General features: G+C 70.4%; 20 protein-coding genes. 6 read left to right on the forward strand and 14 right to left on the reverse strand.

Annotation, left to right across the window (positions count from 1 at the left end; translation table 11 throughout):
- Nucleotides 1–6: 6 nt before the first annotated feature.
- Together hemH and AC07RM_RS16390 are read left to right on the forward strand one after the other, a co-directional pair.
- Nucleotides 7–1029, forward strand: coding sequence for a ferrochelatase (gene hemH, locus AC07RM_RS16385; RefSeq protein ID WP_495335198.1), 1023 nt, complete (start codon nucleotides 7–9; stop codon nucleotides 1027–1029).
- Nucleotides 1026–1874, forward strand: a complete 849-nt coding sequence (locus AC07RM_RS16390; RefSeq protein ID WP_495335199.1) for a class I SAM-dependent methyltransferase — start codon at nucleotides 1026–1028, stop codon at nucleotides 1872–1874. Before hemH ends, AC07RM_RS16390 begins: the two co-directional genes overlap by 4 nt.
- 19 nt (nucleotides 1875–1893) lie before the next feature.
- Here the strand turns inward: AC07RM_RS16390 and AC07RM_RS16395 are convergent, their stop codons facing one another.
- The 13 genes from AC07RM_RS16395 to AC07RM_RS16455 form a co-directional block, all read right to left on the reverse strand.
- Complete coding sequence (locus AC07RM_RS16395) at nucleotides 1894–2457, reverse strand: thioredoxin family protein (protein WP_495335200.1); 564 nt, start codon at nucleotides 2455–2457, stop codon at nucleotides 1894–1896.
- 153 nt (nucleotides 2458–2610) lie between these two features.
- Nucleotides 2611–3117 carry a DUF1993 domain-containing protein gene (locus AC07RM_RS16400; RefSeq protein WP_495335201.1) on the reverse strand — a complete coding sequence of 169 codons (507 nt, stop codon included), beginning with the start codon at nucleotides 3115–3117 and terminating at the stop codon, nucleotides 2611–2613.
- A gap of 67 nt (nucleotides 3118–3184) precedes the next feature.
- Entirely contained in the window at nucleotides 3185–4075 is an 891-nt protein-coding gene (locus AC07RM_RS16405) for an alpha/beta fold hydrolase (RefSeq protein WP_495335202.1), read from the reverse strand.
- An 8-nt stretch (nucleotides 4076–4083) separates the two neighbouring features.
- Nucleotides 4084–5160 carry a branched-chain amino acid ABC transporter permease gene (locus AC07RM_RS16410; RefSeq protein WP_495335203.1) on the reverse strand — a complete coding sequence of 359 codons (1077 nt, stop codon included), beginning with the start codon at nucleotides 5158–5160 and terminating at the stop codon, nucleotides 4084–4086.
- A gap of 10 nt (nucleotides 5161–5170) precedes the next feature.
- Complete coding sequence (locus tag AC07RM_RS16415; protein ID WP_209545137.1) at nucleotides 5171–6151, reverse strand: branched-chain amino acid ABC transporter permease; 981 nt, start codon at nucleotides 6149–6151, stop codon at nucleotides 5171–5173.
- On the reverse strand, nucleotides 6148–6873 hold the full coding sequence (locus tag AC07RM_RS16420; RefSeq protein WP_495335204.1) for an ABC transporter ATP-binding protein: 726 nt from the start codon (nucleotides 6871–6873) through the stop codon (nucleotides 6148–6150). The genes AC07RM_RS16415 and AC07RM_RS16420 overlap by 4 nt, the downstream gene beginning before the upstream one ends.
- Nucleotides 6870–7637 carry an ABC transporter ATP-binding protein gene (locus AC07RM_RS16425; protein ID WP_208508136.1) on the reverse strand — a complete coding sequence of 256 codons (768 nt, stop codon included), beginning with the start codon at nucleotides 7635–7637 and terminating at the stop codon, nucleotides 6870–6872. The genes AC07RM_RS16420 and AC07RM_RS16425 overlap by 4 nt, the downstream gene beginning before the upstream one ends.
- Before the next feature lie 45 nt (nucleotides 7638–7682).
- Nucleotides 7683–9140, reverse strand: coding sequence for an extracellular catalytic domain type 2 short-chain-length polyhydroxyalkanoate depolymerase (locus AC07RM_RS16430; RefSeq protein WP_495335205.1), 1458 nt, complete (start codon nucleotides 9138–9140; stop codon nucleotides 7683–7685).
- Between the two features lie 180 nt (nucleotides 9141–9320).
- Nucleotides 9321–10508, reverse strand: a complete 1188-nt coding sequence (locus tag AC07RM_RS16435; RefSeq protein WP_057594307.1) for a substrate-binding domain-containing protein — start codon at nucleotides 10506–10508, stop codon at nucleotides 9321–9323.
- Nucleotides 10509–10652: 144 nt separating this feature from the next.
- On the reverse strand, nucleotides 10653–10928 hold the full coding sequence (locus AC07RM_RS16440) for a hypothetical protein (protein ID WP_495335206.1): 276 nt from the start codon (nucleotides 10926–10928) through the stop codon (nucleotides 10653–10655).
- Nucleotides 10925–11257: a hypothetical protein gene (locus AC07RM_RS16445; protein ID WP_057594309.1), complete on the reverse strand. Its 333-nt coding sequence runs from the start codon at nucleotides 11255–11257 to the stop codon at nucleotides 10925–10927. Before AC07RM_RS16445 ends, AC07RM_RS16440 begins: the two co-directional genes overlap by 4 nt.
- Nucleotides 11258–11306: 49 nt before the next feature.
- Complete coding sequence (locus AC07RM_RS16450; RefSeq protein ID WP_495335207.1) at nucleotides 11307–12416, reverse strand: DUF4272 domain-containing protein; 1110 nt, start codon at nucleotides 12414–12416, stop codon at nucleotides 11307–11309.
- Between the two features lie 40 nt (nucleotides 12417–12456).
- Nucleotides 12457–13983 (reverse strand): sigma-54 interaction domain-containing protein, encoded by a 1527-nt coding sequence (locus tag AC07RM_RS16455; protein WP_495335208.1) that lies wholly within the window; start codon nucleotides 13981–13983, stop codon nucleotides 12457–12459.
- Nucleotides 13984–14285: 302 nt separating this feature from the next.
- Between AC07RM_RS16455 and AC07RM_RS16460 the strand changes: the two genes are divergently transcribed.
- The 4 genes from AC07RM_RS16460 to AC07RM_RS16475 are packed head-to-tail and all read left to right on the forward strand — an operon-like array spanning nucleotide 14286 to nucleotide 20976.
- On the forward strand, nucleotides 14286–15050 hold the full coding sequence (locus AC07RM_RS16460; RefSeq protein WP_495335209.1) for a CerR family C-terminal domain-containing protein: 765 nt from the start codon (nucleotides 14286–14288) through the stop codon (nucleotides 15048–15050).
- A complete protein-coding gene (locus AC07RM_RS16465) occupies nucleotides 15047–16645 on the forward strand; it encodes an efflux transporter outer membrane subunit (protein ID WP_495335210.1) in 1599 nt (532 codons plus the stop codon). Before AC07RM_RS16460 ends, AC07RM_RS16465 begins: the two co-directional genes overlap by 4 nt.
- Nucleotides 16642–17850, forward strand: coding sequence for an efflux RND transporter periplasmic adaptor subunit (locus tag AC07RM_RS16470; RefSeq protein WP_495335211.1), 1209 nt, complete (start codon nucleotides 16642–16644; stop codon nucleotides 17848–17850). The genes AC07RM_RS16465 and AC07RM_RS16470 overlap by 4 nt, the downstream gene beginning before the upstream one ends.
- A gap of 21 nt (nucleotides 17851–17871) precedes the next feature.
- Nucleotides 17872–20976 (forward strand): efflux RND transporter permease subunit, encoded by a 3105-nt coding sequence (locus AC07RM_RS16475; RefSeq protein ID WP_296781904.1) that lies wholly within the window; start codon nucleotides 17872–17874, stop codon nucleotides 20974–20976.
- On the opposite strand, the gene AC07RM_RS16480 is transcribed toward AC07RM_RS16475, so the two are convergent.
- Nucleotides 20973–23402 carry a TonB-dependent receptor gene (locus AC07RM_RS16480; protein ID WP_495335212.1) on the reverse strand — a complete coding sequence of 810 codons (2430 nt, stop codon included), beginning with the start codon at nucleotides 23400–23402 and terminating at the stop codon, nucleotides 20973–20975. The two genes, AC07RM_RS16475 and AC07RM_RS16480, sit on opposite strands and share 4 nt — an antisense overlap.
- Between the last annotated feature and the right edge of the window lie 76 nt (nucleotides 23403–23478).

Raw genomic sequence — 23478 nt, forward strand, 5'->3', positions numbered from 1 at the left:
TATCGCATGCCTCCAAGTCCCTCGCTCGCCCCCGGCAACGCCCCCCGCAGCACCGCCGTCCTCTGGTGCAACCTCGGCTCGCCCGATGCCCCCACCGCCAGCGCCGTGCGCAGCTATCTCGCGGACTTCCTCGGCGATCCGCGCGTGGTCGAGATCCCGCGCCTGCTCTGGCTGCCGATCCTGCACGGCATCATCCTGCGCGTGCGACCCGCGAAGTCGGCCGCCAAGTACGCGAGCATCTGGCTGCCCGAGGGCTCGCCGCTCAAGGTCTGGAGCGAACGGCAGGCCCAGCGCCTGGGCGACACGCTGGGCCGGCGCGGCCACCGCGTGGCGGTGCGCGATGCGATGCGCTATGCCAACCCGTCGATCGGCGCGCGGCTCGATGCGCTGCAGGCCGAAGGCGTCGAGCGCGTGCTCGTGCTGCAGGGCTATCCGCAGTACTCGGCCACCACCACCGCGAGCGTGATCGACGCCGTCAACGACTGGAGCCGCGCGCAGCGCAGCGTGCCCGAGTTCCGCTTCGTCAACCAGTTCCACGACGACCCCGGCTACATCGAGGCGCTGGCACGGCGCATCGAGGCGCACTGGCGCGACCAGGGCCGCGGCGAGGTGCTGCTGCTGAGCTTCCACGGCATTCCCGCGCGCAACATCGAGCTCGGCGATCCCTACCAGTCGCAGTGCCTCGAAACCGCGCGCCTGCTCGCCGCGCGCCTGGGCCTCGCGCCCGCGCACTACCGCGTGACCTTCCAGTCGCGCTTCGGCAAGGCCAAATGGCTCGAGCCCTATACCGAACCCACGCTGCGCGAACTCGGCGCCGCGGGCGTGAAGCGTGTCGACGTGGCCTGCCCGGGCTTTCCGGCCGACTGCCTCGAAACGCTCGAGGAGATCGCGATGGAAGGCCGCGAGGCCTTCCTGCATGCGGGCGGCCAGCAGTTCAGCTACATCCCCTGCCTCAACGACGGCCCGGCCTGGATCGACGCCCTCGCCGACATCGCCGAGCGCCATCTCGCAGGCTGGAGCACGCGATGAAGCCCGAGCTGCACGAGGCCAACCGCCTCTCGTGGAACGCGGCCACGCTCGCGCACAACAGCCACAAGGGCGACCAGGCGGCCTTCTTCCGCGACGGCGGCAGCACCCTGTTCCCCGAGGAGGCCGAACTGCTCGGCGAGGTGAAGGGCCTGTCGGTGCTGCACCTGCAATGCAATGCCGGGCAGGACAGCCTGAGCATCGCGCGCCTCGGCGCCGAGGTGACGGGCGTCGACATCTCCGACGAGGCCATCGACTTCGCCACCCGGCTCTCGCAGCAGTCGGGCATCGCGGCGCGCTTCGTCCGCTCGGACGTCTACGACTACTTCCGCGACGCGCAGGCTCGCGGCGAGCGCCACGACATCGTGTTCTGCTCGTACGGCACGCTGTGCTGGCTCTCCGACATCGCGGCCTGGGCACGCGGCGTGGCGCAGTTGCTCGCGCCCGGCGGCCGCTTCGTCTTCGTCGAGTTCCATCCGTTCGCGCTGGTGTTCGACCCGGCCTGGAAGTTCCACTACGACTACTTCAACGACGCCCCCGTGCCCGAGGAAGGCGTGGGCGACTACGTGGCCGCGTCGGGCGACGGCCTCGTGCGCGAAGACTACGAGCGCGGCGTGGAGAACTTCAGCAACCCGCACCCGAGCTTCGAATTCACCTGGGGCCTGGGCCAGGTGACGACCGCGCTGTCGCAGGCCGGGCTGGTCATCGAGCGGCTCGACGAGTACCCCTACGCCAATGGCTGGAAGCCCTTCGAGGGCATGCGCGACATCGGCGGCCGCCGCATGGCGCCGCCCGAGGGCATGCCGCGCATTCCGCTGATGTATTCGATCCGCGCGCGCAAGCCCTGAGCTGCCGCCGGTGCTGCGCTCAGCTCGCGGCCCGGCGCGCCAGCAGCGCCTCGATCGCGGCTTCCATCTCGGCGTATTCGCCCTCGCCGAAATGCCGCCGCATCACCTGCCCCTTGGCGTCGACCAGATAGAACGCGGGCCAGTACTGGTTGTCGTAGGCCTTCCAGGTGGCGAAGCCGTTGTCCTGCGCCACCGGGTAGCGGATGCCGAAGCGCTGGATCGCGTCCTGCACGTTGCGCGTCGACTTCTCGTAGGCGAACTCGGGCGAATGCACGCCCACCACCACGAAGCCCTGGTCCCTGTACTTCTCGTACCAGCGCACCACGTGCGGCAAGGTGCGGATGCAGTTGATGCAGGAGTAGGTCCAGAAATCGACCAGCACCACCTTGCCGGCCAGCCCCTGCAGGGTGAGCGGATCCGAGTTGAGCCACCGGTCGATGCCCGCGAACTCGGGCGCCTTGCCGTAGTCGCGCAGGCCCGGCGACACGGCCAGCGCGCTGCGCACCGGCCATCCGCCGCCCACGGCCGCCACGAACGCGGGAGCGCCGACCGCCAGCCCCGAGAACGCCCTTCTGGACACCATGTTCATGATCGCGAACCTCGCTCGAATGTCAGACCGACAGCGGTCAGGCGCGATTGTTCGCGGCACGCGCCGTGCGTGCGCAGGTGTCACGGCAATTTGAAGGTTGTCCCGGCGGCGTAAAGACCAGGGTCAGGGCCGCCGCCCTTCGCGGCCTCAGAACTTGCCGAGATAGTCCATCTTGCCCACCGGCACGCCGGCGTTGCGCAGCACGTCGTAGGCGGTGGTGGCGTGGAAGAAGAAGTTGGGCAGCGCGAACTGCAGCAGGTAGCGCTGCGCGGTGAAATGCACCTCGGTGCCGCGCGCGGTGATGACCACCGGGCGCTCCTCGTGGCCGTCGATCAGCGCGCGGTCCACGCCGAGCAGGAACTCCTCGGTCTTCGCGATGCGCACCAGCAGTTCGTCGTAGCTCTTCTCCTCGTCGGGGAAGCTGGGCGCGGTCACGCCCGCGATGCGCGCGGTGCCGAGCTTGCAGGCATCGCTCGCGCGCTGCACCTGGCCGGCCAGCGTGAGCATGTCGGGCGCGAGGCGCGCATCGACCAGGGTCGAGGGATCGATGCCGTTGGCCTGCGCATGGGCCAGGCCCTTGCCGAGCACGTGGCGAAGCTGGGCCAGCCCGCGGGTGAAGACCGGCACGGAAATGTCGTACATCGAAAGCGCCATGGTGCGAATGCCTCTGTGTGTTGCTGTGGGGTGATGACCGGCGGCGATTGTGGAGGCCGCCGTCCCCTCAGCGGCCGGCGGCGCGAATAAACCCTTCGATGCACTCCAGTTGTTCGGGCACGTTGAGCGCGGGCGCGTGGCCGCAGCCCTGGATCTCAACGACTTCGAGCCGCCCCGCCGCGCCCGGGCCGCGATGCCGCATGGCCTCGATCACCTCGGGCAGCACCAGGTCGGACTCGGCGCCGCGCAGGCACAGCACCGGCGCCTCGATGACGTCGTAGTGCGGCCAGATCAGGTAGTCGTCCTCGCGCGTGCTGAACTGGCGCACCATGGCCGGGTCGTAGTGCGGTGTGACGCGGCCGTCGGGCAGCCGGCGCGTCGAGGTCTCGGCGAGCCGGCGCCACTGCGCGTCGCTGAGCCAGCCGTAGGGCTTGTAGACGCCGCGGAAGAAGGTCTCGAGTTCGCTCACCGTGTCGAAGGCCGGCGGGTTGCCGGCATAGGCACGGATGCGCTCGATCGCGGCCTGCGCGAGTTCGGGCGCGTTGTCGTTGAGCACCAGGCTCGCGATGCGCGCCTTCATGCGCGGCACGACCAGGCCGCCCGCGCAGACGGTGCCGATCGCGCCGCCCATCGAGGTGCCGACCCAGTGCACGCGCTCGAGCGCCAGTTCGTCGCACAGCGCCTCGGCCAGTTGCGCATAGAAGGCGAGCCGGTACTCCTCGTCGGGCAGCGGGCTCCACTGGCTCAGGCCGCGGCCGATGGTGTCGGGGCAGATCACGCGAAAGCCGCGCGCGGCGAAATGCTCGGCCAGTTCGTCCATGTCGCGGCCGGTGCGCGCCAGGCCGTGCCAGGCGATCAGCACCTGCGGATCGGGCCCGGTCGCGGGCCAGTCGAGCCAGTGGATCTCGCGGCCCGCGAGCCGTGCGTAGTGGGAGGAAGGAACGATGCGGGAAGTCATGAGGTCGCTCATCGCGCGGCGCTGGCGCGGCGGGCCCGCAGCTTGCCGACGATGCCGGTGGGGAAGTAATAGACGGACAGCACGAACAGCACGCCGAGCCACAGCAGCCAGCGGTCGGGCGACAGCAGCGCCGCCAGCCACGGCAGGCCGCTCGCGGCCTCGCTGCCCATGCGCAGCAGGTCCTGCAGATAGCTCTGCGCGACCACGAACAGCACGGCGCCGATGGCCGCGCCGTAGATCGTGCCCATGCCGCCGATCACCACGATCAGCAGCACGTCGACCATGATCTCGAAGCTCAGCGAGGTGTCGGGGCCGTTGTAGCGCAGCCAGATCGCGAGCATGGCGCCGGCCAGCGTGGCGAACAGCGCCGACAGCACCGCGGCCGTGGTGCGGTAGACCACCACGCGGTAGCCGATCGCCTCGGCGCGGAACTCGTTCTCGCGGATCGCCTGCAGCACGCGGCCGAAGGGGGAGTTGACGATGCGCAGCATCGCCAGCACCAGCACCACGGCGGCCACGAACAGCAGGTAGTAGCACAGCAGGCGACCGTCGAGGGAGACGCCGAGGAACGGTTCCTCCGCGAACTCGAAGCTCGGCGAGATCAGCTCGGGCAGCTTGAAGGTCAGGCCGTCCTCGCCGCCGGTGAAGTCCGACAGCTGCGAGGCCAGCGTCTGGAAGGCCGAGGCCACGGCCAGCGTGATCATCGCGAAGAAGATCGCGCGCACCCGCAGCGAGAACAGGCCGATGGCGAACGAGAGCAACAGCGAGACCGCGAGCGAGGCGCCCAGGCCCAGCAGCACCGCGCCCCAGTCGGGCCCGAGCCGCGAGGCCGAGATCGCGATGCCGTAGGCACCGATGCCGAAGAACATGGTGTGGGCGAAGCTCACGATGCCCGTGTAGCCCAAGAGCAGGTCGAAGCTCGCGACCAGCACCACGAACACCAGGATCTTGGCCGCGACGCTGAGCGCCTTCACGCCCGGGAACAGGAAGGGCGCGAAGGCCAGTGCGAGGAACAGCGCCACCAGCAGCACGGCCAGCAGGCGGCTTCGGGGCATGTCGTTGGAGAGGAGTCGTTTCAGGAACATGGCTCGGTCCTCAGCGGTTCGCCACCGGATACACGCCCTGCGGACGCCACAGCAGCACAGCCACCATCAGGAAGATGCTCGCGAACTGCGTGAGCGCGGGCAGCACGAAGCCGATGTAGTTGGTCATCAGGCCCACGAGCAGCGCACCGAGCAGCGCGCCGCCGGTGGAGCCGAGGCCGCCGATGATGATGACGATGAAGATCAGCACGTTGACCTGCGCGCCCATCTGCGGCACCAGGTTCTGCTGGAACAGGCCCCACATCACGCCGCCCAGCCCGGCCAGCGCGCTGCCGACCACGAACACGCCGACGAACAGGCGGCCGATGCGGTAGCCGAGCGACTCGACCATCTCGCGGTCCTGCACGCCGGCGCGGATCAGCAGGCCGATCTTGGTGCGGCTCAGGGTCCAGGCCAGCAGGCCGAACACCACCACGCCCACCGCCACCGCGAGCAGCCGGTACTTGCTGATCGCCGCGTCGCCCACCAGCAGCGAGCCGCGCAGCGCCTCGGGCAGCGGCAGCGGCACCTGCGCCGGGCCCCAGATCACCTTGATCAGTTCCTCGCCGATGATCATGCCGCCCATCGTGATGAGGATCTGCTTCAGGTGCTGGCCGTAGACCGGCCGCACGATGAAGCGCTCGAAGGCCAGGCCGACCGCGCCGGCCACCGCCATCGCGACCAGCATGGCCGGGAAGACCGCCACCAGGTTGCGCCACAGTTCCTGCGAACCGGTCCAGTCGCCCATCAGGCCGAGCACGCTGCTGGCCACGAAGGCGCCCAGGGCAATGAACACGCCGTGGCCGAAGTTCAGCACGTCCATCAGCCCGAACACCAGGGTCAGGCCCGAGGCGATGATGAAGATGATCATGCCCATCGCGAGCCCCGCGACCGTGAGCGTGAGCCAGGTCGAGAACGAGCCCGTGAGCGGCAGCGCGACCAGCGCGAGGACGGGCACCAGCAGCAGCGGCTTCCAGTCGAATTCGATTTTCATAGGGCCAGTCCGAGCAGCGACTGCTGCAGTTGCGCATCGGCCGCGAAGGCCGCCATCGAGCCGCTGTGCACCACGCGCCCGTTGTCCATCACCGCGACCGCGTCGCCGAGGCGCAGCGCGAAGTTGATGTTCTGTTCCACCAGCAGGATCGTGACGCCGCTGCGCTTGAGTTCGTCGAAGGCGTCGATCATGTTGTTGATGATGGCCGGCGCGAGGCCCTTGCTGGGCTCGTCGACGATCAGCAGCTCGCGCGGCTCGACGATGGCGCGCGACACGGCGAGCATCTGCTTCTGGCCGCCCGAGAGCTTGCCCGCCGGGTGGTTCCAGAACTTCTCGACCGCGGGGAACAGCTTGAAGATCCACGCGAGGCGCGTGTCGTCCATCTGCTGCGCGTTCTTCGCGCCGCGCGCGGCCAGCAGCATGTTCTCCTTCACCGTGAGGTCGGAGAAGATGCCCATGTTCTCGGGCACGTAGGCGATGCCCAGCTCGGCGATCTGCGGCGTGCGCAGGGCCGTGATGTCGCGCTCGCCGAAGCGCACCCTGCCCTGCGACGCATGCCACAGGCCCATGACGGTGCGCAGGGTGGTGGTCTTGCCCGCGCCGTTGCGGCCCAGCAGCATCGTGAGCTGGCCCTTGGGCACGGCGAGGTCGACGCTGTGCAGGATGTGATAGGCCCCGATGTGCGTGTGCACGCCCTCGAGGGTCAGCAGGTTGGTGCTCATGCAGCAGCCTCCTTCGCGATGCCCAGGTAGGCTTCCTGCACCACCGGCGAAGCGATCACGGTGGCCGGATCGCCGTCGGCCACCAGCGTGCCGTTGTGCAGCACGATGATGCGGTCGGCGAGCTCGCGCACCACGTCCATCTTGTGCTCGACCAGCAGGATGGTCTTGCTGCGGTCCTGCTTGAGCTGGCGGATCAGATCGAGGATCACGGGCGCCTCGGCCGCGTTCATGCCGGCCGTGGGCTCGTCGAACATGAAGACCTTGGGCTCGAGCGCCATCAGCAGCGCCACCTCGAGCTTGCGCTGGTCGCCGTGCGGCAGGCTGGCCACGGTGGCGTGCTCGCGCGACTTGAGGTTGGTCTGCGCCAGCAGCTCGTCGGCGCGCGCGGTCAGCGCCGCATGGTCGCTCCAGATGCTCCAGAGGTTGAGCCCGCGGCGGTGCGCGCCCTCGCGCGTGGCCTGCACCGCGAGGCGCACGTTCTCCAGCACCGTGAGGTTGGGGAACAGGTTGGTGAGCTGGAAGGCCCGCCCCAGCCCGGCGCGGGTGCGGGCCGACGGCGACAGCCCCGACAGCGGCTGGCCGTCGAGCGACACCGTGCCCGCGCTCGCCTTGAGCTGGCCCGAGATCAGGTTGAAGTAGGTGGTCTTGCCCGCGCCGTTCGGGCCGACGATGGCCGTCAGCGTGCCCGGCGCGAATGCGCAGCTCACGCCGTTGACGGCCACGTGCCCGCCGAAGCGGATGGTCAGATCTCGGGTCTCAAGCATCGTTGGTCATTGCGAAAACGAAGAATCCAGGAAGGTCGACCGGCCTCAACAGCTGCCGATCACGTAGTAGTTGGGGCCGGTCTGCTTCAGCGTGGTGGTCACGTAGATGTTCCACAGGCCCATCGATTGCCCCGAACCGTAGGCATAGGTCAGGCCCCACAGCGCATAGGCGCGGCCGGCCACGGTGTGGGCGTAGTTGCTCGCCGTGAAGCAGGTGCCGCCGCCGCTGCCGCCCGTGGTGGTGCCGGTGGCCGCGGTCGACATCGCGCCCTCGGCATTGGCCGCGGTCAGGCCGGTCACGGTCCAGCTGTAGCTGGTCGAGGGTGCCAGGCCGGTGTCGGTGTAGCTGGTGCCGGCCACGGGCGAGGCGTTGACCTTGCTGCCGCCGCGGTAGACGTTGTAGCCGCTCGCTCCGGCCACGGCGGTCCAGCCGATGACCATGCTGGTGCTGGTCGCGCCCGAGGTGCCCACGCCGGTGGGCGCGGGCAGCGCGCTGCCGCCCCCGCCGCCGGTCACGCGGTCGACCATGGCCTTGACGGCCGCCATCTGCGGGCCGGACTTCTTGGCGTAGTTGACGCTGCCGTAGCCCCACCAGTCCCAGCAGCTGTTGGTGGCCGCGGTGCTGGTCTGCGGATAGACCAGCACGATGTTGTTGGTGTCGGCCCAGCGGTTGTAGCCGGTCCTCTTCACGTACTGGTCGCCCACGTCCGTGTAGTTCTGCTTGCAGCCGTGCAGCACCACGTGCACGCGGCAGCTGTTGCCGCTGCCGGCCGCGCAGGCCGCGGGCGTGTAGAGCCAGCCGGTGGCGGCCATGCCCGAGCCGCCCGAGAACTCGCCCTGGTTGAACTCGGTGAAGCTGCCGCCCAGCGTGCCGTTGTTGCGTGCGTTGAGCGGGCCGTAGAGGTGCGTGAGGATTTCGCCCGCGAGATCGAAGCCGCAGTTGTTGATGTAGGGCGAGGCCGTGGTGGCGCAGGCACCGCCGTAGTCGTCGGTGACCATCGCATGGCCCGCGCCGAGGTTGTTCTTGTAGACCGTGTTGGCCGCCGGCACGAAGCTCTGGTAGTAGGTCTTGAGGTCGTCCATCACCGGCTGCTTGACCGTGTTGTCGGAGGTGCCTGAGAACAGGTAGACCTTCGAGCCCGTGAGGTTCGACACCGGATCGATCGCGCCGCTGGCGGCCCAGCTGTTGGTGGTGCTCACGAGCGTGGACACCGGGATGCTGCTCGCATGCGTCATGCAGCGGCCGGTGGCGTTGAGCACCGAGCCTTCGGCGCAGTAGTACGGGCCGCCGGCCACCACGCCGGCGCCGCGCTTGAAGGTGGCCGAGTAGGCCACGTGCAGTTGCACCGCCATGAAGCCGCCGGCCGACAGGCCGGACACGCTGACCTCCGCCGGGTTCGCGCCGAGCGCCGGCAGCGGCACAGCCGCCGCCGCGCCCTGCGCGGCCACCGCCATGGCCGCGGCCATGGCCAATCTCTTCCAGTTCCAATTCATCGCTGGCATCGCTGTCTCCTTCCGTTATGGGCGTAAGAACGCTGCTTGGCTGATCGAGGACTCGGCCGTGGAGCGCGCCGCCCGCGCGGACGCAGGCTGGCGCTTCGCCCGGCGGCCATCCGGGGCGAAAGAGAAAGAAAAAGGTGGGCGGCGCTCGGCGCCGCGTTCGGGTGGCGGGAAGCGCCGGACTCAGCGCTTGTTCTTGATCGGAATGTCCATCTCTTCGGGCTTGATCTCGTGCACCAGCTCCGGCACGCCCCAGGCGAAGGCCGGGTCGACCTTGATCTTGAAGTGGTACATCGACTGCATCGCCTGATGGTCTTCCTTGCGGAAGGTCATCTTGCCCTTGGGCGTGTCGAAGCTCATGCCTTCCATGGTGCTGATGAGCTTGTTGGTGTTGGTGTCGCCGTTGGTCTTCTTGAGCGCCGTCACCACCGCCATCGCGGCCGAGAAGCCGCCGGCCGTGAAGAAGTCCGGCGGCGTCTTGAATTCCTTGTAGTGCGCCGCGACCATCGCCTCGTTCACCGGGTTCTTCGGGATGCCGAAGTAGTAGTAGGCCGCGCCTTCCATGCCCGGCAGCGCCTTGTAGGCCGCCATGGCCGGCAGGATGTTGCCGCCGGTGGCGATCTCGATGCCGTAGCGCTTGAGGTCGAGGTCGACGATCTTGAACGGGTTGCCCGCGCCGGCCCAGACGATCCAGATGATCTTGCGGCCCGGCTGGTCCTTGAGCTTGTCGATCAGGCGCTGGGCGCCGGCCGTGAAGTCGGTGGTGGCGGGCGGCAGGTACTCCTCGTGGACCAGCTTGGCCTTCTTGAGCGCGGCACCGAAGGCCTTCACGCCGTCGCGGCCGAAGGCGTTGTCCTGCGCCAGCGTGGCGACCGTCACGCCGGCCTTGTCGACCGCCACCGCGTTGGAGATCGCGTCCTGGCTCGAATTGCGGCCGGTGCGGAAGATGTACTTGTTCCACTTGTCGCCGGTGATCGAGTCGGCCACGGCGGGCTCGACCAGCAGGATCTTCTTGTACTCCTCGGCCACCGGCAGCATCGCCAGCGCCACGCCCGAGGCGGTCGGGCCGACGGCCAGCGCGGCCTTGTCGTCGGAATAGGCCGCGGCCAGCAGCGACTTGCCGAGGTCGGGCTTGCCCTGGTCGTCCTTCTCGATCACGACCAGCTTCTTGCCCGCGACGGTCATCGTGCCCTCGGTGGCGTAGTTCAGGCCCATCATGAAGCCGGTCTGCGTCTGCTTGCCGTAGGCCTCGAGCGCGCCGGTCTTGCTGTAGATGTGGGCGATGCGGATCTCCCCGGACTGGGCCCAGGCGGGTGCGGCGGCGGCGCAGGCGGCGAGCGCGGCCAGGGCGACGAGGTGGCGACGGTTCATTCGTTGTCTCCTGATAAAGATGACTGAATATTGCACACTTCGTGCCACGCGCTAAGCCGTTGATAACAAAGGTTTCTCCATTCGGAGAAAGCGCGATTCGGCTGAATTCAGAACAGTTGTCGTGTCTGAATTTCAGGCGACTGTCTATTTTTCATTCAGGGTTTTCGCGGAGGCCCGGCGCTCCTCGATCCATTGCCTGAACTGCCGCTCGGCCTGCAGCCGGAATTCGTTGCGCGCGTGGTTGCAGGCCGCATGGGCCAGCCGCCGGTGCTTGGGCGAGCGCACGCCGCCCAGGGTGGCGTCGACCAGGTGCTCGATGGTGGCCGATTCGGGCCGACCATGCGGCTCCTCGAAGTCCATCGGCAGGCCGCACCAGTGGCAGTTGGGGCCGAAGGTGGAACGCAGGGCGCGGACGCTCACAGGCTGGCGTACTCGAGGATTTCCTGGCCCATCAGCGTGCAGTCCTTGCCCGCCACGTGATAGATCAGGCGCATGCGGTAGTTGCCCTTGTAGATCGAGCCCCAGACCTCGAGCACGCGGAACTGCTGCGCCTTGTTGGCGGGGTTGCGCAGCGGCGGCAGTTCCTTGACCTCGGAGCCGACGCGGATGCGATCGTCCTCGCCGAAATGGAACACCAGCAGCTTCTTCGCGCGCGCGACCGCCTCGTCGGCGCAGGGTGGCGCGGCCAGGGCGGCGCCGGCACAGGCGCACGATGCGGCGAGGACGAGGGAGCGGATCGGTGTCTTCATGGAAGGCTCTGGTGGAAGGCAGGTTCGCAGGCGGGTGGAGGCCGCATTGTCAGGTGGGCGTGTCGACCTCGTCCCACTCGCGGTCCTCGAAGCGCACCAGCCAGTTCAAGGCGCGATGCCGCTCGGCAATCACGCCCGCATCGAGCTCCGGCGGCACGGGGACCTGCTGGAGCCCGGCCTGGCGTACGCGCCAGTGCAACCGGTAGTGCAGGTCGAGCCCATCGAGGATTTCGCCTTCGCCGCGCATGCGCAGCGAACGCAGCGCGCCCGGCAGGTCGCGGGCTTCCAGCATCGTGCGCGCGGCGAGCGGCACGTCGCAGATCGCGCCGGGAAAAGGCAGCGCATCGACCAGGCCCATCGCCCACTCGAGCAGATACAGGCACTCGTAGCGCCAGCCGAACTGGACGACATCGGACGCCAGCGGTTCGGGGTCCGAGAGGAAAGCCTGTTCCGCCGGCGTGAGATGCGCCCGTGCCGAGGGCAGCCGCTCGAACAGGTCCTCGGGCGCCAGCGGCTCCTTGCTCGCGAGGGACTCGGCCCGTGCCGATACCGCCAGCAGCGCGAAGGCCCGGCCCGCGATCTCCTGCGGCGCGCGCAACCGCAGCTCGGGCTCGCAGACCAGCGGCGGCAGGTGCCGCGGGACCTCGATGCCCCGCGCCGCGAGCGCTGCCTCGGTGCGCGCCTTGCGCTCCCAGGCCTCGGACGGATAGGGCAGCGCGGCTTCGCCATCGGGCTCCTCGCCCGCCGCCGACAAGAGGATGCGCCCCCGGGGATCGCGGATGCTGCCGTCGGGCAGGAACACGATCGCGTTCGCGCGCACGGCCCAGTCCGAGAACGCATCGAGCAGGCCCTCGTCGATCGACAGGCTCAGGTGCTGGCGCACGCGCTGGACATGACGCATCACGTGATAGCGGTTGCGCGACATCGTGCCGTCGCCGCGACTCAGCACGTAGCCGACGAAGCCGGCCAGGTGGGGCGCGAGTTCGGGGTCCGACAGATCGCGGCGACCCTGCAGGGCATGGGGAAATTCGAGCGCCGGTACATCGGCGCGCGTGCAGTAGGCGTTGACCAGGACCCGCTCGCCCTGCCCGGCCTCCTCGGCGCGGCTTGGCGCCGGCCGGCCCAGCGCCCCCTTCAATCGCGTCAACAAGCCCTTCATCGATGCTGTCCTCCTTCGTGGTCCGCGCTCGGCGCGCGGGTCAATCCGCCTGGTTCGTCATGCGCTCGTACAGGGTCGCCCGCGAGATCCCCAGCAGCCGCGAGGTCGCGAGCTTGTTCCCCCCGGTCGCCGCCAGCGCCGCGCCGATCGCGCGGCGCTCGAGCTCGGCCACCTGCTGCGCGAGCGGCCGCAGCAGCGCGGCTTCCTCGTCGGCATCGTGGGCGTCGCGCAGCGCGGCGGGCTGCGCGATCTGCTCGAGGCCGGCTTCGCGCAGGATGCGCTCGAGCTGCGCCGCGTCGATGCGCTGCGAGTCGCTGCGCATGGTCACCTGCTCGAGCACGTTGCGCAGCTCGCGGATGTTGCCGCGCCAGTGCTGGCCGGCCAGCAGCGCGAGCGCATCGGGCGTGAGCTCGGGCGGGGCCTCGCCGCTGCGCAGCGCCATGTCCTCGCCGAGCGCCTCGACCAGCGCCGGGATGTCGGAGCGCCGCTCGCGCAGCGGCGGCACGCGCAGCGGCAGCACGTTGAGGCGGTAGTAGAGGTCCTCGCGGAACTGGCCGCGGCGCACCAGCTCGGGCAGGTCGCGCGAGGTGGCGGCGATCACGCGCGCATCGAAGGGAATCAGCTTGTTCGAACCGAGCGGCTCGATCTCCCCTTCCTGCAGCGCGCGCAGCAGCTTGGCCTGCAGGCCCAGCGGCATGTCGCCGATCTCGTCGAGGAACAGGCTGCCGCCGTCGGCCAGCTTGAACTTGCCCTCGCGCCCGCGCTTGTCGGCGCCGGTGAAGGCGCCCGGCGCGACGCCGAAGAACTCGGCCTCGAGCAGGGTGTCGGGCACGGCCGCGATGTTGAGGCTCACGAACTGGCCCCTGGCGCGCGCCGAGGCCGCATGGATCGCATGCGCGAGCAGTTCCTTGCCGGTGCCGGTCTCGCCGAGCAGCAGCACCGGGCTCGCCGACTGCGCCGCGCGGCGCGCATGGCGCTTGACCTCGACCGCGGCCGGGCTGCTGCCGATGAAGCTCGCGAAGGTGTACTTGGAGCGCCGCTGGCCCTCGGCCGCCTGCTGGTAGAACGGGTTGTTGCGCTGGCTCGCGAGCTCGCGCCGCGCATCGTCGAGGTCGCGCTGCAGCAGCGCGAACTTGCTGATCAGCGGCTGCAGGGTGGTCTCGGGCTGGTCGAACAGCACGATGCCGATGGCGCCGATCACCTCGCCCGCGCCGTCGGCACGCTCCTCGCGCAGCGGGATGCGGCTCACGACGAAGGTGCCCGCCTTGTTGGTCAAGAGGTCGATCAGGATCGGCTCGCCGCTCTCGAGCACGCGGCGCATCTGGGTGTTGGGGATCACGTCCTCCACCATGTGGCCGAGGAACTGGTCGATCGACGAGAAGCCCAGCGCGGGCAGGAAGCGCCGGTAGCCCTCGTTGACCCAGACGATGCGCCCGCTGCGGTCGACCAGGAACATGCCCTGGCTCATGCGCGAGAACAGGTGGAACATGGAACGCGCGGCCAGCGCGAGGATGCCGTCGGCATCGAGCGGCAGGGCGGAGGGCGCGGCGGCGGTGGAGGCAGGCATGCGCGAATCGTAGCCTGCATCAATCCGCAACAAATCCGGCATCGCCGGCCGGCGCGGCCGGGTCAGAATGCACGGGCGCGCGAGCCGGCACCGCGATCGAAAACCACACCAAGAACAGGGTGCCGCCGCCAGGCAGCGATGGGCCCCTCCCCGCCACCCACGCGCGCCGCCAGAACGCTGCGCCCCGCTCCCGATCGCCCACCATCCTCCGTTGCACCTTGTCTTCAGGAGCCCTTCAGCATCGCCTCAGGCGAGCCTAAGTTAATCAATCGTTTGATTTTCGGCATGGTGTAATCGCCCGCATGAAGTCCACGGCCCCTCCCTCGACGCTGCCGGCGCGCAAGACCGCCGCCGCCCCGCGCGCGCCGCGCAGCGACGGCGCCGAGGCGCGCCAGCGGCTGCTCTACACCGCGCTGCGGCTGTTCGCGCAGAAGGGCTTCGCCAAGACCTCCACGCGCGAGATCGTGCGCGAGGCCGGGGTCAACATCTCGGCCATCAGCTACTACTTCGGCGACAAGGCCGGCCTCTATGCCGCCACCTTCAGCGAGCCCATGGGCGGCAACGCCGGCGACTTCGTGGCGCTCTACGCCGCGCCCGGCCTGTCGCTCGAGGAATCGCTGCGCATCTTCTTCGCCAAGATGGTCGAGCCCTTCGACCAGGGCGAGGTGGTGCGCCAGTGCATCCACCTGCACATGCGCGAGATGCTCGAGCCCACCAGCCTGTGGGCCAAGGAGCTCGAGCGCGACATCAAGGACCCGCACCGCGCGATCGCCGCGATGCTGTGCCGCCACCTCGGCGTGGCCCGCGCCGACGACGACATCCACCGGCTGACCTTCGCGATCACGGGCCTCGCGATGCAGCTGTTCGTGAGCCAGGACGTGATCGAGGCGATCCGTCCCGCGCTGCTGCGCACGCCGCGCGCCGTCGACACCTGGGCCCGGCGCCTCGCCGGCTATGCGGTGGCGCTGGTCGAGGCCGAGGCGCTGCGCCGCGCCGCCGACCCGGTGCCGCCTGCGCGCACGCAGGTGCGCCGCCCCCCATCCCGCTCCGGGAGAAAGACAGCATGAGACGAGTTCCACGACCGATCGCCATCCTCTGCCTCAAGGCAGGCCTCGGGCTCGGCCTGGCCGCCGGCCTCGCCGGCTGCGGCCTGACCCGCCCGCCCGCCGCGGTCGGCGCGCCCGCCCCCGCGCAATGGCATGCGCCGCTGCCGCATGGCGGCTCGCTCGCCCAATTGGCCGAATGGTGGCGCCAGCTCGACGATCCGCTGCTGGTCGACCTGATCGCTGCCGCCGAGGGTGCGAGCCCCAACGTGGCGAGCGCCGCGGCGCGGCTGGCCGAGGCGCGCTCGACCCGCGTGCAGGCCGGCGCCGCGCTGCTGCCCAGCCTCGATGCGACGGGTTCGGCGAGCCGGGGCACCGCGGGGCTGACGGGCGGCACGCCCGGTGGAAGCAGCGGCGGCGCCAGCTCGGGCTCGGGCAGCACCTCGGCCACCACGCCCATCACCACGCTGCAGGCCGGCCTGCAGACCAAGTGGGAGATCGACCTGTTCGGCCGCCTGCGCGCCGACCGCGACGCGGCCGTGCAGCGCGAGCGCAGCGCCGATGCGAAGTGGCACGAGGCGCGCGTGTCGGTCGCGGCCGAAACCGCCAACGCCTATTTCGCCGAGCGCGCCTGCCAACAGCAGCTGCGCGTGGCCGAATCCGACACCCGCTCGCGCGGCGAGACCGCGCGCCTGACCGACCTCTCGATGCGCGCCGGCTTCACCGCGCCGGCCGATGCCGCGCTCGCACGCGCCAGCGCCTCCGACGCCTCGGGCCGGCTGACGCAGCAGCGCGCGCAGTGCGCGGTGCAGCGCAAGGCGCTGGTGGCGCTCACCGGCATTGCCGAGACCGAGCTCGAGACCCGGCTCGCGGCCGCGCCCGCGCAGCGCGCGCTGCCGGCCGTGGGCCGCATCGACAGCGTGCCGGCCAATGCCATCGCCCAGCGGCCCGACGTCTACGCGGCCGAACTCGGCGTGGCCGCGGCCAGCGCCGACGTGGGTTCGGCCGAGGCCGAGCGTTATCCCCGGCTCACCATCTCCGGCAACATCGGCCGCACGGGCTTTCGCGTCAGCGGCTTCCGCGAATCGATCGAGACCTGGACCGTCGGCCCGGTGGCGCTCACCGTACCGCTGCTCGACGGCGGCGCGCGCGCGGCCAATGCCGACGCGGCCAAGGCGCGCTACACCGAGGCCGTGGCGCTCTACCGCGCCAACGTGCGCCAGGCGGTGCGCGAGGTCGAGGAGGCGCTGGTCAACCTCGACGCCACCGACGCGCGCACCGGCGACGCCGACACCGCGGTGCAGAACTACCAGGCCTCGTTCAATGCCACGCAGGCGCGCTTCGACAGCGGCCTGGCGAGCCTGTTCGAGCTCGAGGATGCGCGCCGCACGCTGTTCAGCGCGCAGACCGCGCGCGTCTCGCTGCAGCGCGAGCGCGCCGAGGCCTGGGTCGCGCTGTACCGCTCCATGGGCGGCGGCTGGACCCGCCCGGGCACCGCGGCAGCCGCCGTCGAAGCCGCGCCGAAGCGCGTCCCCGTGACCATCATCACCACGCCGGGCCGCACCCTCACCATCTACCGCTCCTCCACCCCGGCCGCCAAGGTCGCGACGTCGCCATGAAAAGCCCCTCCCGCTCCACCCTCATCGTCGTCCTGGTCGTCATCGCCGCCGTCGCCGCGGCGCTGTTCCTGTTCGGCCGCGGCAAGCCCGCCGACGCACCGGCGCAGCAAGGCCAGCAGGCGCCCGCCAAGGATGGCAAGGCCGCGCCGTCGCGGCCCGTGCTCACGGTCACCATCGGCCAGCCCGAGACCACCGAGCTCGCGGTGACGCTCGCGGCCAACGGCAACGTCGCGGCCTGGCAGGAGGCCAGCGTGGGTTCCGAATCGAACGGGCTGCGGCTGGCCGAGGTGCGCGTCAACGTCGGCGACCTGGTGAAGAAGGGCCAGGTGCTCGCCACCTTCTCGCCCGAGACGGTTCAGGCCGACATCGCGCAGGCCAAGGCCTCGCTGGCCGAGGCCCGCGCCACCGCGGCCGATGCGGCCGGCAACGCGGCGCGCGCGCGCACCCTGCAGGCCACGGGCGCGCTGAGCCAGCAGCAGATCAACCAGTACCAGACCAGCGAGCAGACCGCGAAGGCGCGCGTCGAGGCCGCCGAGGCGGTGCTGGCGGCGCAGCAGGTGCGCGGCCGCAACACGCAGGTGCTGGCGCCCGACGACGGCGTGATCTCCGCGCGCAGCGCCACCGTCGGCAGCGTGGTGTCGGCCGGCACCGAGCTGTTCCGGCTGATCCGCCAGGGCCGGCTCGAATGGCGCGCCGAGGTCACCTCGGCCGAGATCGCGCGCATCGCGCTCGGCACGCCGGTGTTCGTGGTGGGCGCCAGCGGCGCGCAGGTGCAAGGCAAGGTGCGCAGCATCGCGCCCACGGTCGATCCGCAGACGCGCGCGGCGCTGGTCTACGTCGACCTGCCGCCGGTGCAGCAGAACACCGGCATCAAGGCCGGCATGTTCGCGCGCGGCGACTTCGAGCTCGGCCGCAGCAGCGCGCCCACGGTGCCGCAGAGCGCGATCGTGCCGCGCGACGGCTTCAACAACCTGTTCCTGCTGAAGGAGGACAACCGCGTCTCGCAGCTCAAGGTCCAGACCGGCCGCCGCGTCGGCGACCGCGTGGAGATCACGAGTGTGCTGCCGCCGGGCGCGCGCATGGTGGTCCAGGGCGCGGGCTTCCTCAACGACGGCGACTTGGTGAAGGTGGTCGATGCGCCGGCGCGCGCCCCGGCCGCCGCAGCATCGGCCCCGGCCGCGCCGTCCGCCGGCAACGGCAAGTAAGCCAGCCCCGGAGAAACCGCCATGAACGTTTCCGCCTGGTCCATCCGCAACCCCATCGCGGCGGTGATGCTGTTCGTGCTGCTCACCTTCGGCGGGCTGCTGTCCTTCAACGCGATGAAGGTGCAGAACTTCCCCGACATCGACCTGCCGACCGTCACCGTCTCGGCCTCGCTGCCGGGCGCCGCGCCCTCGCAGCTCGAGAACGACGTCGCGCGCAAGATCGAGAACTCGATCGCCACCGTGCAGGGCCTCAAGCACATCACGACCAAGGTGCAGGACGGCGCGGTCACGCTGATCGTCGAGTTCCGGCTCGAGAAGCCGGTGCAGGAGGCCGTGGACGACGTGCGCTCGGCGGTGCAGAAGGTGCGCGCCGACCTGCCGGCCGACCTGCGCGACCCGGTCATCACCAAGCTCGACTTCGCGGCCCAGCCGGTGCTGGCCTTCACCATCGCCTCGAGCCACATGGACGCCGAGGCGCTGTCGTGGTTCGTCGACAACGACGTGAGCAAGAAGCTGCTGGCGCAGCCCGGCGTGGGCGCGGTCGCGCGCGTGGGCGGCGTCACGCGCCAGGTGCACGTGGACATCGATCCCAACAAGCTGCAGGCGCTCGGCGCCACCGCCGCCGACATCTCGCGCCAGCTGCGCCAGGTGCAGGTGGAGAGCGCGGGCGGCCGCTTCGACCTCTCGGGCAGCGAGCAGCCGGTGCGCACGCTCGCCACCGTGACCTCGGCCGACCAGTTGAACGCGATGCAGATCGCGCTGTCGGACGGCCGGCGCGTGCGCCTGGACCAGGTGGCGCGCATCAGCGACACCATCGCCGAGCCGCGCGCGGCCGCGCTGCTCGACGGCAAGCCGGTGGTGGGCTTCGAGGTGGCGCGCAGCCGCGGCGCCAGCGAGGTGGAAGTGGGCGCGCTGGTGCACAAGGCGCTCGACGACCTCAAGGCCCAGCATCCCGACATCGAGCTCACCGAGGCCTTCAACTTCGTGGAGCCGGTGCAGGAGGAATACGACGGCTCGCTGCACCTGCTGTACGAGGGCGCCATCCTCGCGGTGCTGGTGGTGTGGCTGTTCCTGCGCGACCTGCGCGCCACCTTCGTCTCGGCCGTGGCGCTGCCGATGTCGGCGATTCCGGCCTTCATCGGCATGCACCTGCTGGGCTTCTCGATCAACGTGGTGTCGCTGCTGGCGCTGTCGCTGGTGATCGGCATCCTGGTCGACGACGCGATCGTGGAGGTCGAGAACATCGTGCGCCACCTGCGCATGGGCAAGTCGCCCTACGACGCGGCGATGGAGGCGGCCGACGAGATCGGGCTGGCGGTGATCGCCACCACCTTCACGCTGATCGCGGTGTTCCTGCCCACGGCCTTCATGAGCGGCGTGGCCGGCAAGTTCTTCAAGCAGTTCGGCTGGACCGCCTCGCTCGCGGTGTTCGCCTCGCTGGTGGTGGCGCGGGTGCTCACGCCGATGATGGCGGCCTACCTGCTCAAGCCCATCGTCGACCAGGAGAAGGAGCCGCGCTGGCTGTCGGTCTACATGCGCTGGGTCACCTGGTGCATGACGCACCGCTTCAAGACCATGGTGCTGGCCACGCTGTTCTTCTTCGGCTCGCTGGCGATGATCCCGCTGCTCAAGACCGGCTTCATCCCGCCCGACGACAACTCGCAGACCCAGGTCTACCTGTCGCTCGCGCCCGGCGCCACGCTGGCGCAGACGCAGGCCACGGCCGAGGAGACGCGGCGCCGGCTGATGGAGGTGCGCCACGTGCGCAGCGTCTACACCACCGTGGGCGGCGGCAGCGCGGGCGGCGATCCGTTCGCGAACTTCGGCACGCCCGAGACGCGCAAGGCCACGCTGACGGTGAAGCTCGATCCGCGCGGCGACCGGCCGCGCAAGCAGGTGATCGAGAACGAGATCCGCCGCGCCCTCGAGACCCTGCCCGGCGTGCGCAGCACCGTGGGCCTGGGCGGCTCGGGCGAGAAGTACATCCTCTCGCTGTCGGGCGACGACCCGGCCACGCTGGTGGGTGCCGCGCGCGACGTGGAGCGCGACCTGCGCACCATCGCCGGCCTGGGCAACATCACCTCCACGGCCAGCCTGATCCGGCCCGAGATCGCGGTGCGCCCCGACTTCGCGCGCGCCGCCGACCTGGGCGTGACCAGCAGCGCGATCGCCGAGACGCTGCGCGTGGCCACCCTGGGCGACTACGACCAGTCGCTGCCCAAGCTCAACCTCGCGCAGCGCCAGGTGCCGATCCTGGTGAAGCTCGAGGACAGCGCGCGGCAGGACCTGGCGCTGCTCGAACGGCTGACCGTGCCCGGCAGCCGCGGCCCGGTGATGCTGGGCCAGGTGGCGCAGCTCACGGTCGAGGGCGGCCCGGCCGTGATCGACCGCTACGACCGCTCGCGCAACGTCAACTTCGAGATCGAGCTCTCCTCGGTCGGCCTGGGCGACGCCAAGAACGCCGCGATGGCCCTGCCCTCGATCCGCAACCTGCCGCCGGGCGTGCGCGTGACCGAGGTCGGCGACGCCGAGGTGATGACCGAGCTGTTCAACAGCTTCGGCCTGGCGATGCTGACCGGCGTGCTGTGCATCTACATCGTGCTGGTGCTGCTGTTCAAGGACTTCCTGCACCCGGTGACCATCCTGTGCGCGCTGCCGCTCGCGCTGGGCGGCGCCTTCGTCGGGCTGCTGCTGGGGCAGAAGGCGCTGTCGATGCCCTCGCTGATCGGCCTGATCATGCTGATGGGCATCGCGACCAAGAACTCGATCCTGCTGGTGGAGTACGCGATCGTGGCGCGCCGCGACCACGGCATGAACCGCTGGGAGGCGCTGCTCGACGCCTGCCACAAGCGCGCGCGGCCGATCATCATGACCACCCTGGCCATGGGCGCCGGCATGGCGCCGATCGCCTTCGGCTGGAGCGCCGCCGACTCGAGCTTCCGCTCGCCGATGGCGATGGCGGTGATCGGCGGGCTGATCACCTCGACGGTGCTGAGCCTGCTGGTGGTGCCGGCCGTGTTCACCTACGTCGACGACATCGAGCATTGGATCCGGCGCATGGTGCGCAGGCTGCGCCGGCAGCCGCCGGATCCGCACATCGACGACGACCTGGCGAAGGCGCCCTAGAAGTCGAAGCTGGCCTGCACCTGCCAGGTCCGCGGCGGCGCCACCGAGATGAAGTTGCGCCCCGCGATGGTCCAGTAGTTGTCGTCGAGCAGGTTCGAGATGCCGGCGCGCAGGGTGGTGGCCACGCCGTTCACGCGCGTGGCGTAGCGCGCGCCGATGTCGATGCGCTTCCACGAGGGCACGCGCTGCGTGTTGGCGAGGTCGACCCAGGCGCTGTCGGTGTAGATGTAGCGGCCGGTCAGCGTGAGGCCGGGCACGGCGGGCACGTCGTACTCCAGGCCGAGGTTGGCGGTGAACTCGGGCACGCCGATGGCCTTCTTGCCGTCGCTCGCGCCGCCCGCCGTCTTCGACATGCGCGCGTCGATCCAGGCCACGCCGCCCAGCAGGCGCAGGCCCTTGCCGATCTCGCCGAAGCTCTCGATCTCCACGCCCTTGTTGCGCTGCAGGCCGGCGGCGCGGAAGAAGTTGTCGCTGTCGACGAAGGCCGTGGCCTTGCGGATGTCGAAGTACGCGACCGTGAGGCCATGGCTGCCTCGGTCCCACTTGAGGCCGAACTCGTGCTGGCGCGACAGGTAGGGCGCGAGCTGCTCGCCCGCGTTGCGCGCACCGGCCGGCGCCACCGCGCCCTGGGCCAGCGACTCGGCGTAGTTGCCGTAGATCGAGATGCCGTTGTCGAACCTGTAGAGCGCGGCCACCGTGGGCGTGGTCTTCGACTGGTCGTAGGGCAGCTTCCTGATGCGCTGGTGGCGCGCGCCCAGCGTGACGAACAGGCGGTCGCCGAAGGCCGAGATGGTGTCGGCCACGGCGAGGCTGTCGAGGTCGAGCGCCGGGCTGTCGACGCCCGGCACCAGCGGCACGCCGAAGGCGAAGGGGTTCGGCACCAGGTTCTGCGTGTAGATGCTGCCGACCACGCGCTGGGGCAGCGGCAGCGACTGCGAACGCATGTCGAGCAGCTGCTGGCGCTGCGACACGGCGCTGAGCGCGAGCTTGTGCTTCGTCGCCCCGAGCGAGAAGCTGCCGCGCACGCCGACATCGGCCACCTGGTTGGACTGCGTCCACAGCAGGCTCGAGGCGCTGCTGTAGTTGACCTGGCCCAGTCCGTTGATGGTGGTCTGGTCGATGTAGCGGCGCTCGGGCGCGGTCTCGCGCAGCTTGCCGAAGCGCGCGTAGGCGGTCCAGTTGTCCGCGAAGTCCCACTCGGTGCTCAGCAGCGCGAAGGGCTGGCGCACCTCGAGCATCTCCCACGAGGGCTTGGGATGCACCTTGGGATCGGGCGGCGGCGGCAGCGCGGCGCCGGCCTGCAGCAGCCAGTGGTTGAACAGCGGCGACGAGGTGCGCCGCGTGTAGCCGGCATCGAGCACGGCGCGAAAGCGGTCGCCGCGGTAGTCGAGCGCGATCTGCGCCGCGGCCAGACGCCGGTCGGCGCCGTCGTAGACCCGGCCGTCCTCGGCGCTGAGGTTGATGCGCGCGCCGAACTGGTGGTCGGCGCCGAAGCGCTGGCCCAGGTCGACGTGGGTGCCGAGCAGCGAGCGCTGGTTGGCCGAGAGCGTGATCGAGCGCACCGGCGCGTCGGTGGCGCGCTTGGGCACCAGGTTGAAGCTGCCGCCGGTGGTGCTGCCGTAGCCCGAGGCGCCGACCAGCCCGGTCGCCGGCCCCTTGAGCACCTCGAGGCGCTCGTAGTGCTGGATCGGGATGTTGCTGTACGCGAACAGACCCTCGAGGCCATCGAACAGGTAGGCGTCGCTGTTGGTGAGGAAGCCGCGGATCGAGCTCTGGTCGAGCGGCGAGGTGGCCGACAGGCTGGTGCGGATCGAGGGATCGTTGGCCACCATGTCGTTGACGTTGCGCGCGCCCTGGTTGCGGATCAGCTCGGCCGTGTAGGCCTTGGTACTGAACGGCGTCTCGAAGATGTCGGCCGTGCCCAGCATGCCGAGCCGGCCGCCGCGCGCCACCTGCCCGCCCGCGTAGGGCGCTGCCAGCACTTCGGCCGCGGGGCCGGCGGCCGTGACGGTCACCGGCGCCAGTGCCGCGCCGCCGGCCCCGGGGACCACGGGCGCGCGCGTCTCCACCCGGCGCAACGAGAAGCCGCCGCCCTGGCGCGGCACGGCCTCGAGCGCGCTGCCGGCCAGCAGCGCGGCCAGTCCGCTCGCGATGCCGTGGCGGCCCTCGAGCCCGCGCGTGACGGCGCCCGCGACCAGCGCCGGGTCATAGCTGAGGTTGACGCCCGCGCTGCGCGCGAAGCGGTCGAGCGCGGCATCGAGCGGGCCGGCGGGCACGCTGAAGCTGCGGATCTCGTCGGGTGCCTGCGCGCGCGCCGCCTCGGGCAGCGCGGCGGCGGCGAACACGGCCAGGGCCAGCGCGGCATGCAGCGCCGTGTGCAGCGCGAAGGTCGGCGCGCCGGCGGCGCGGAATCGGGAAAGGCTCATGGGTCTGGACAGGCTCGAAGGATGGAAGGCGCTCGTCGCCGAGCGGGTTCATCCAGGAGGTCGGACGAGAAACGCG

It is taken from the genome of Variovorax sp. GW821-FHT09B05 (genome assembly GCF_059418265.1).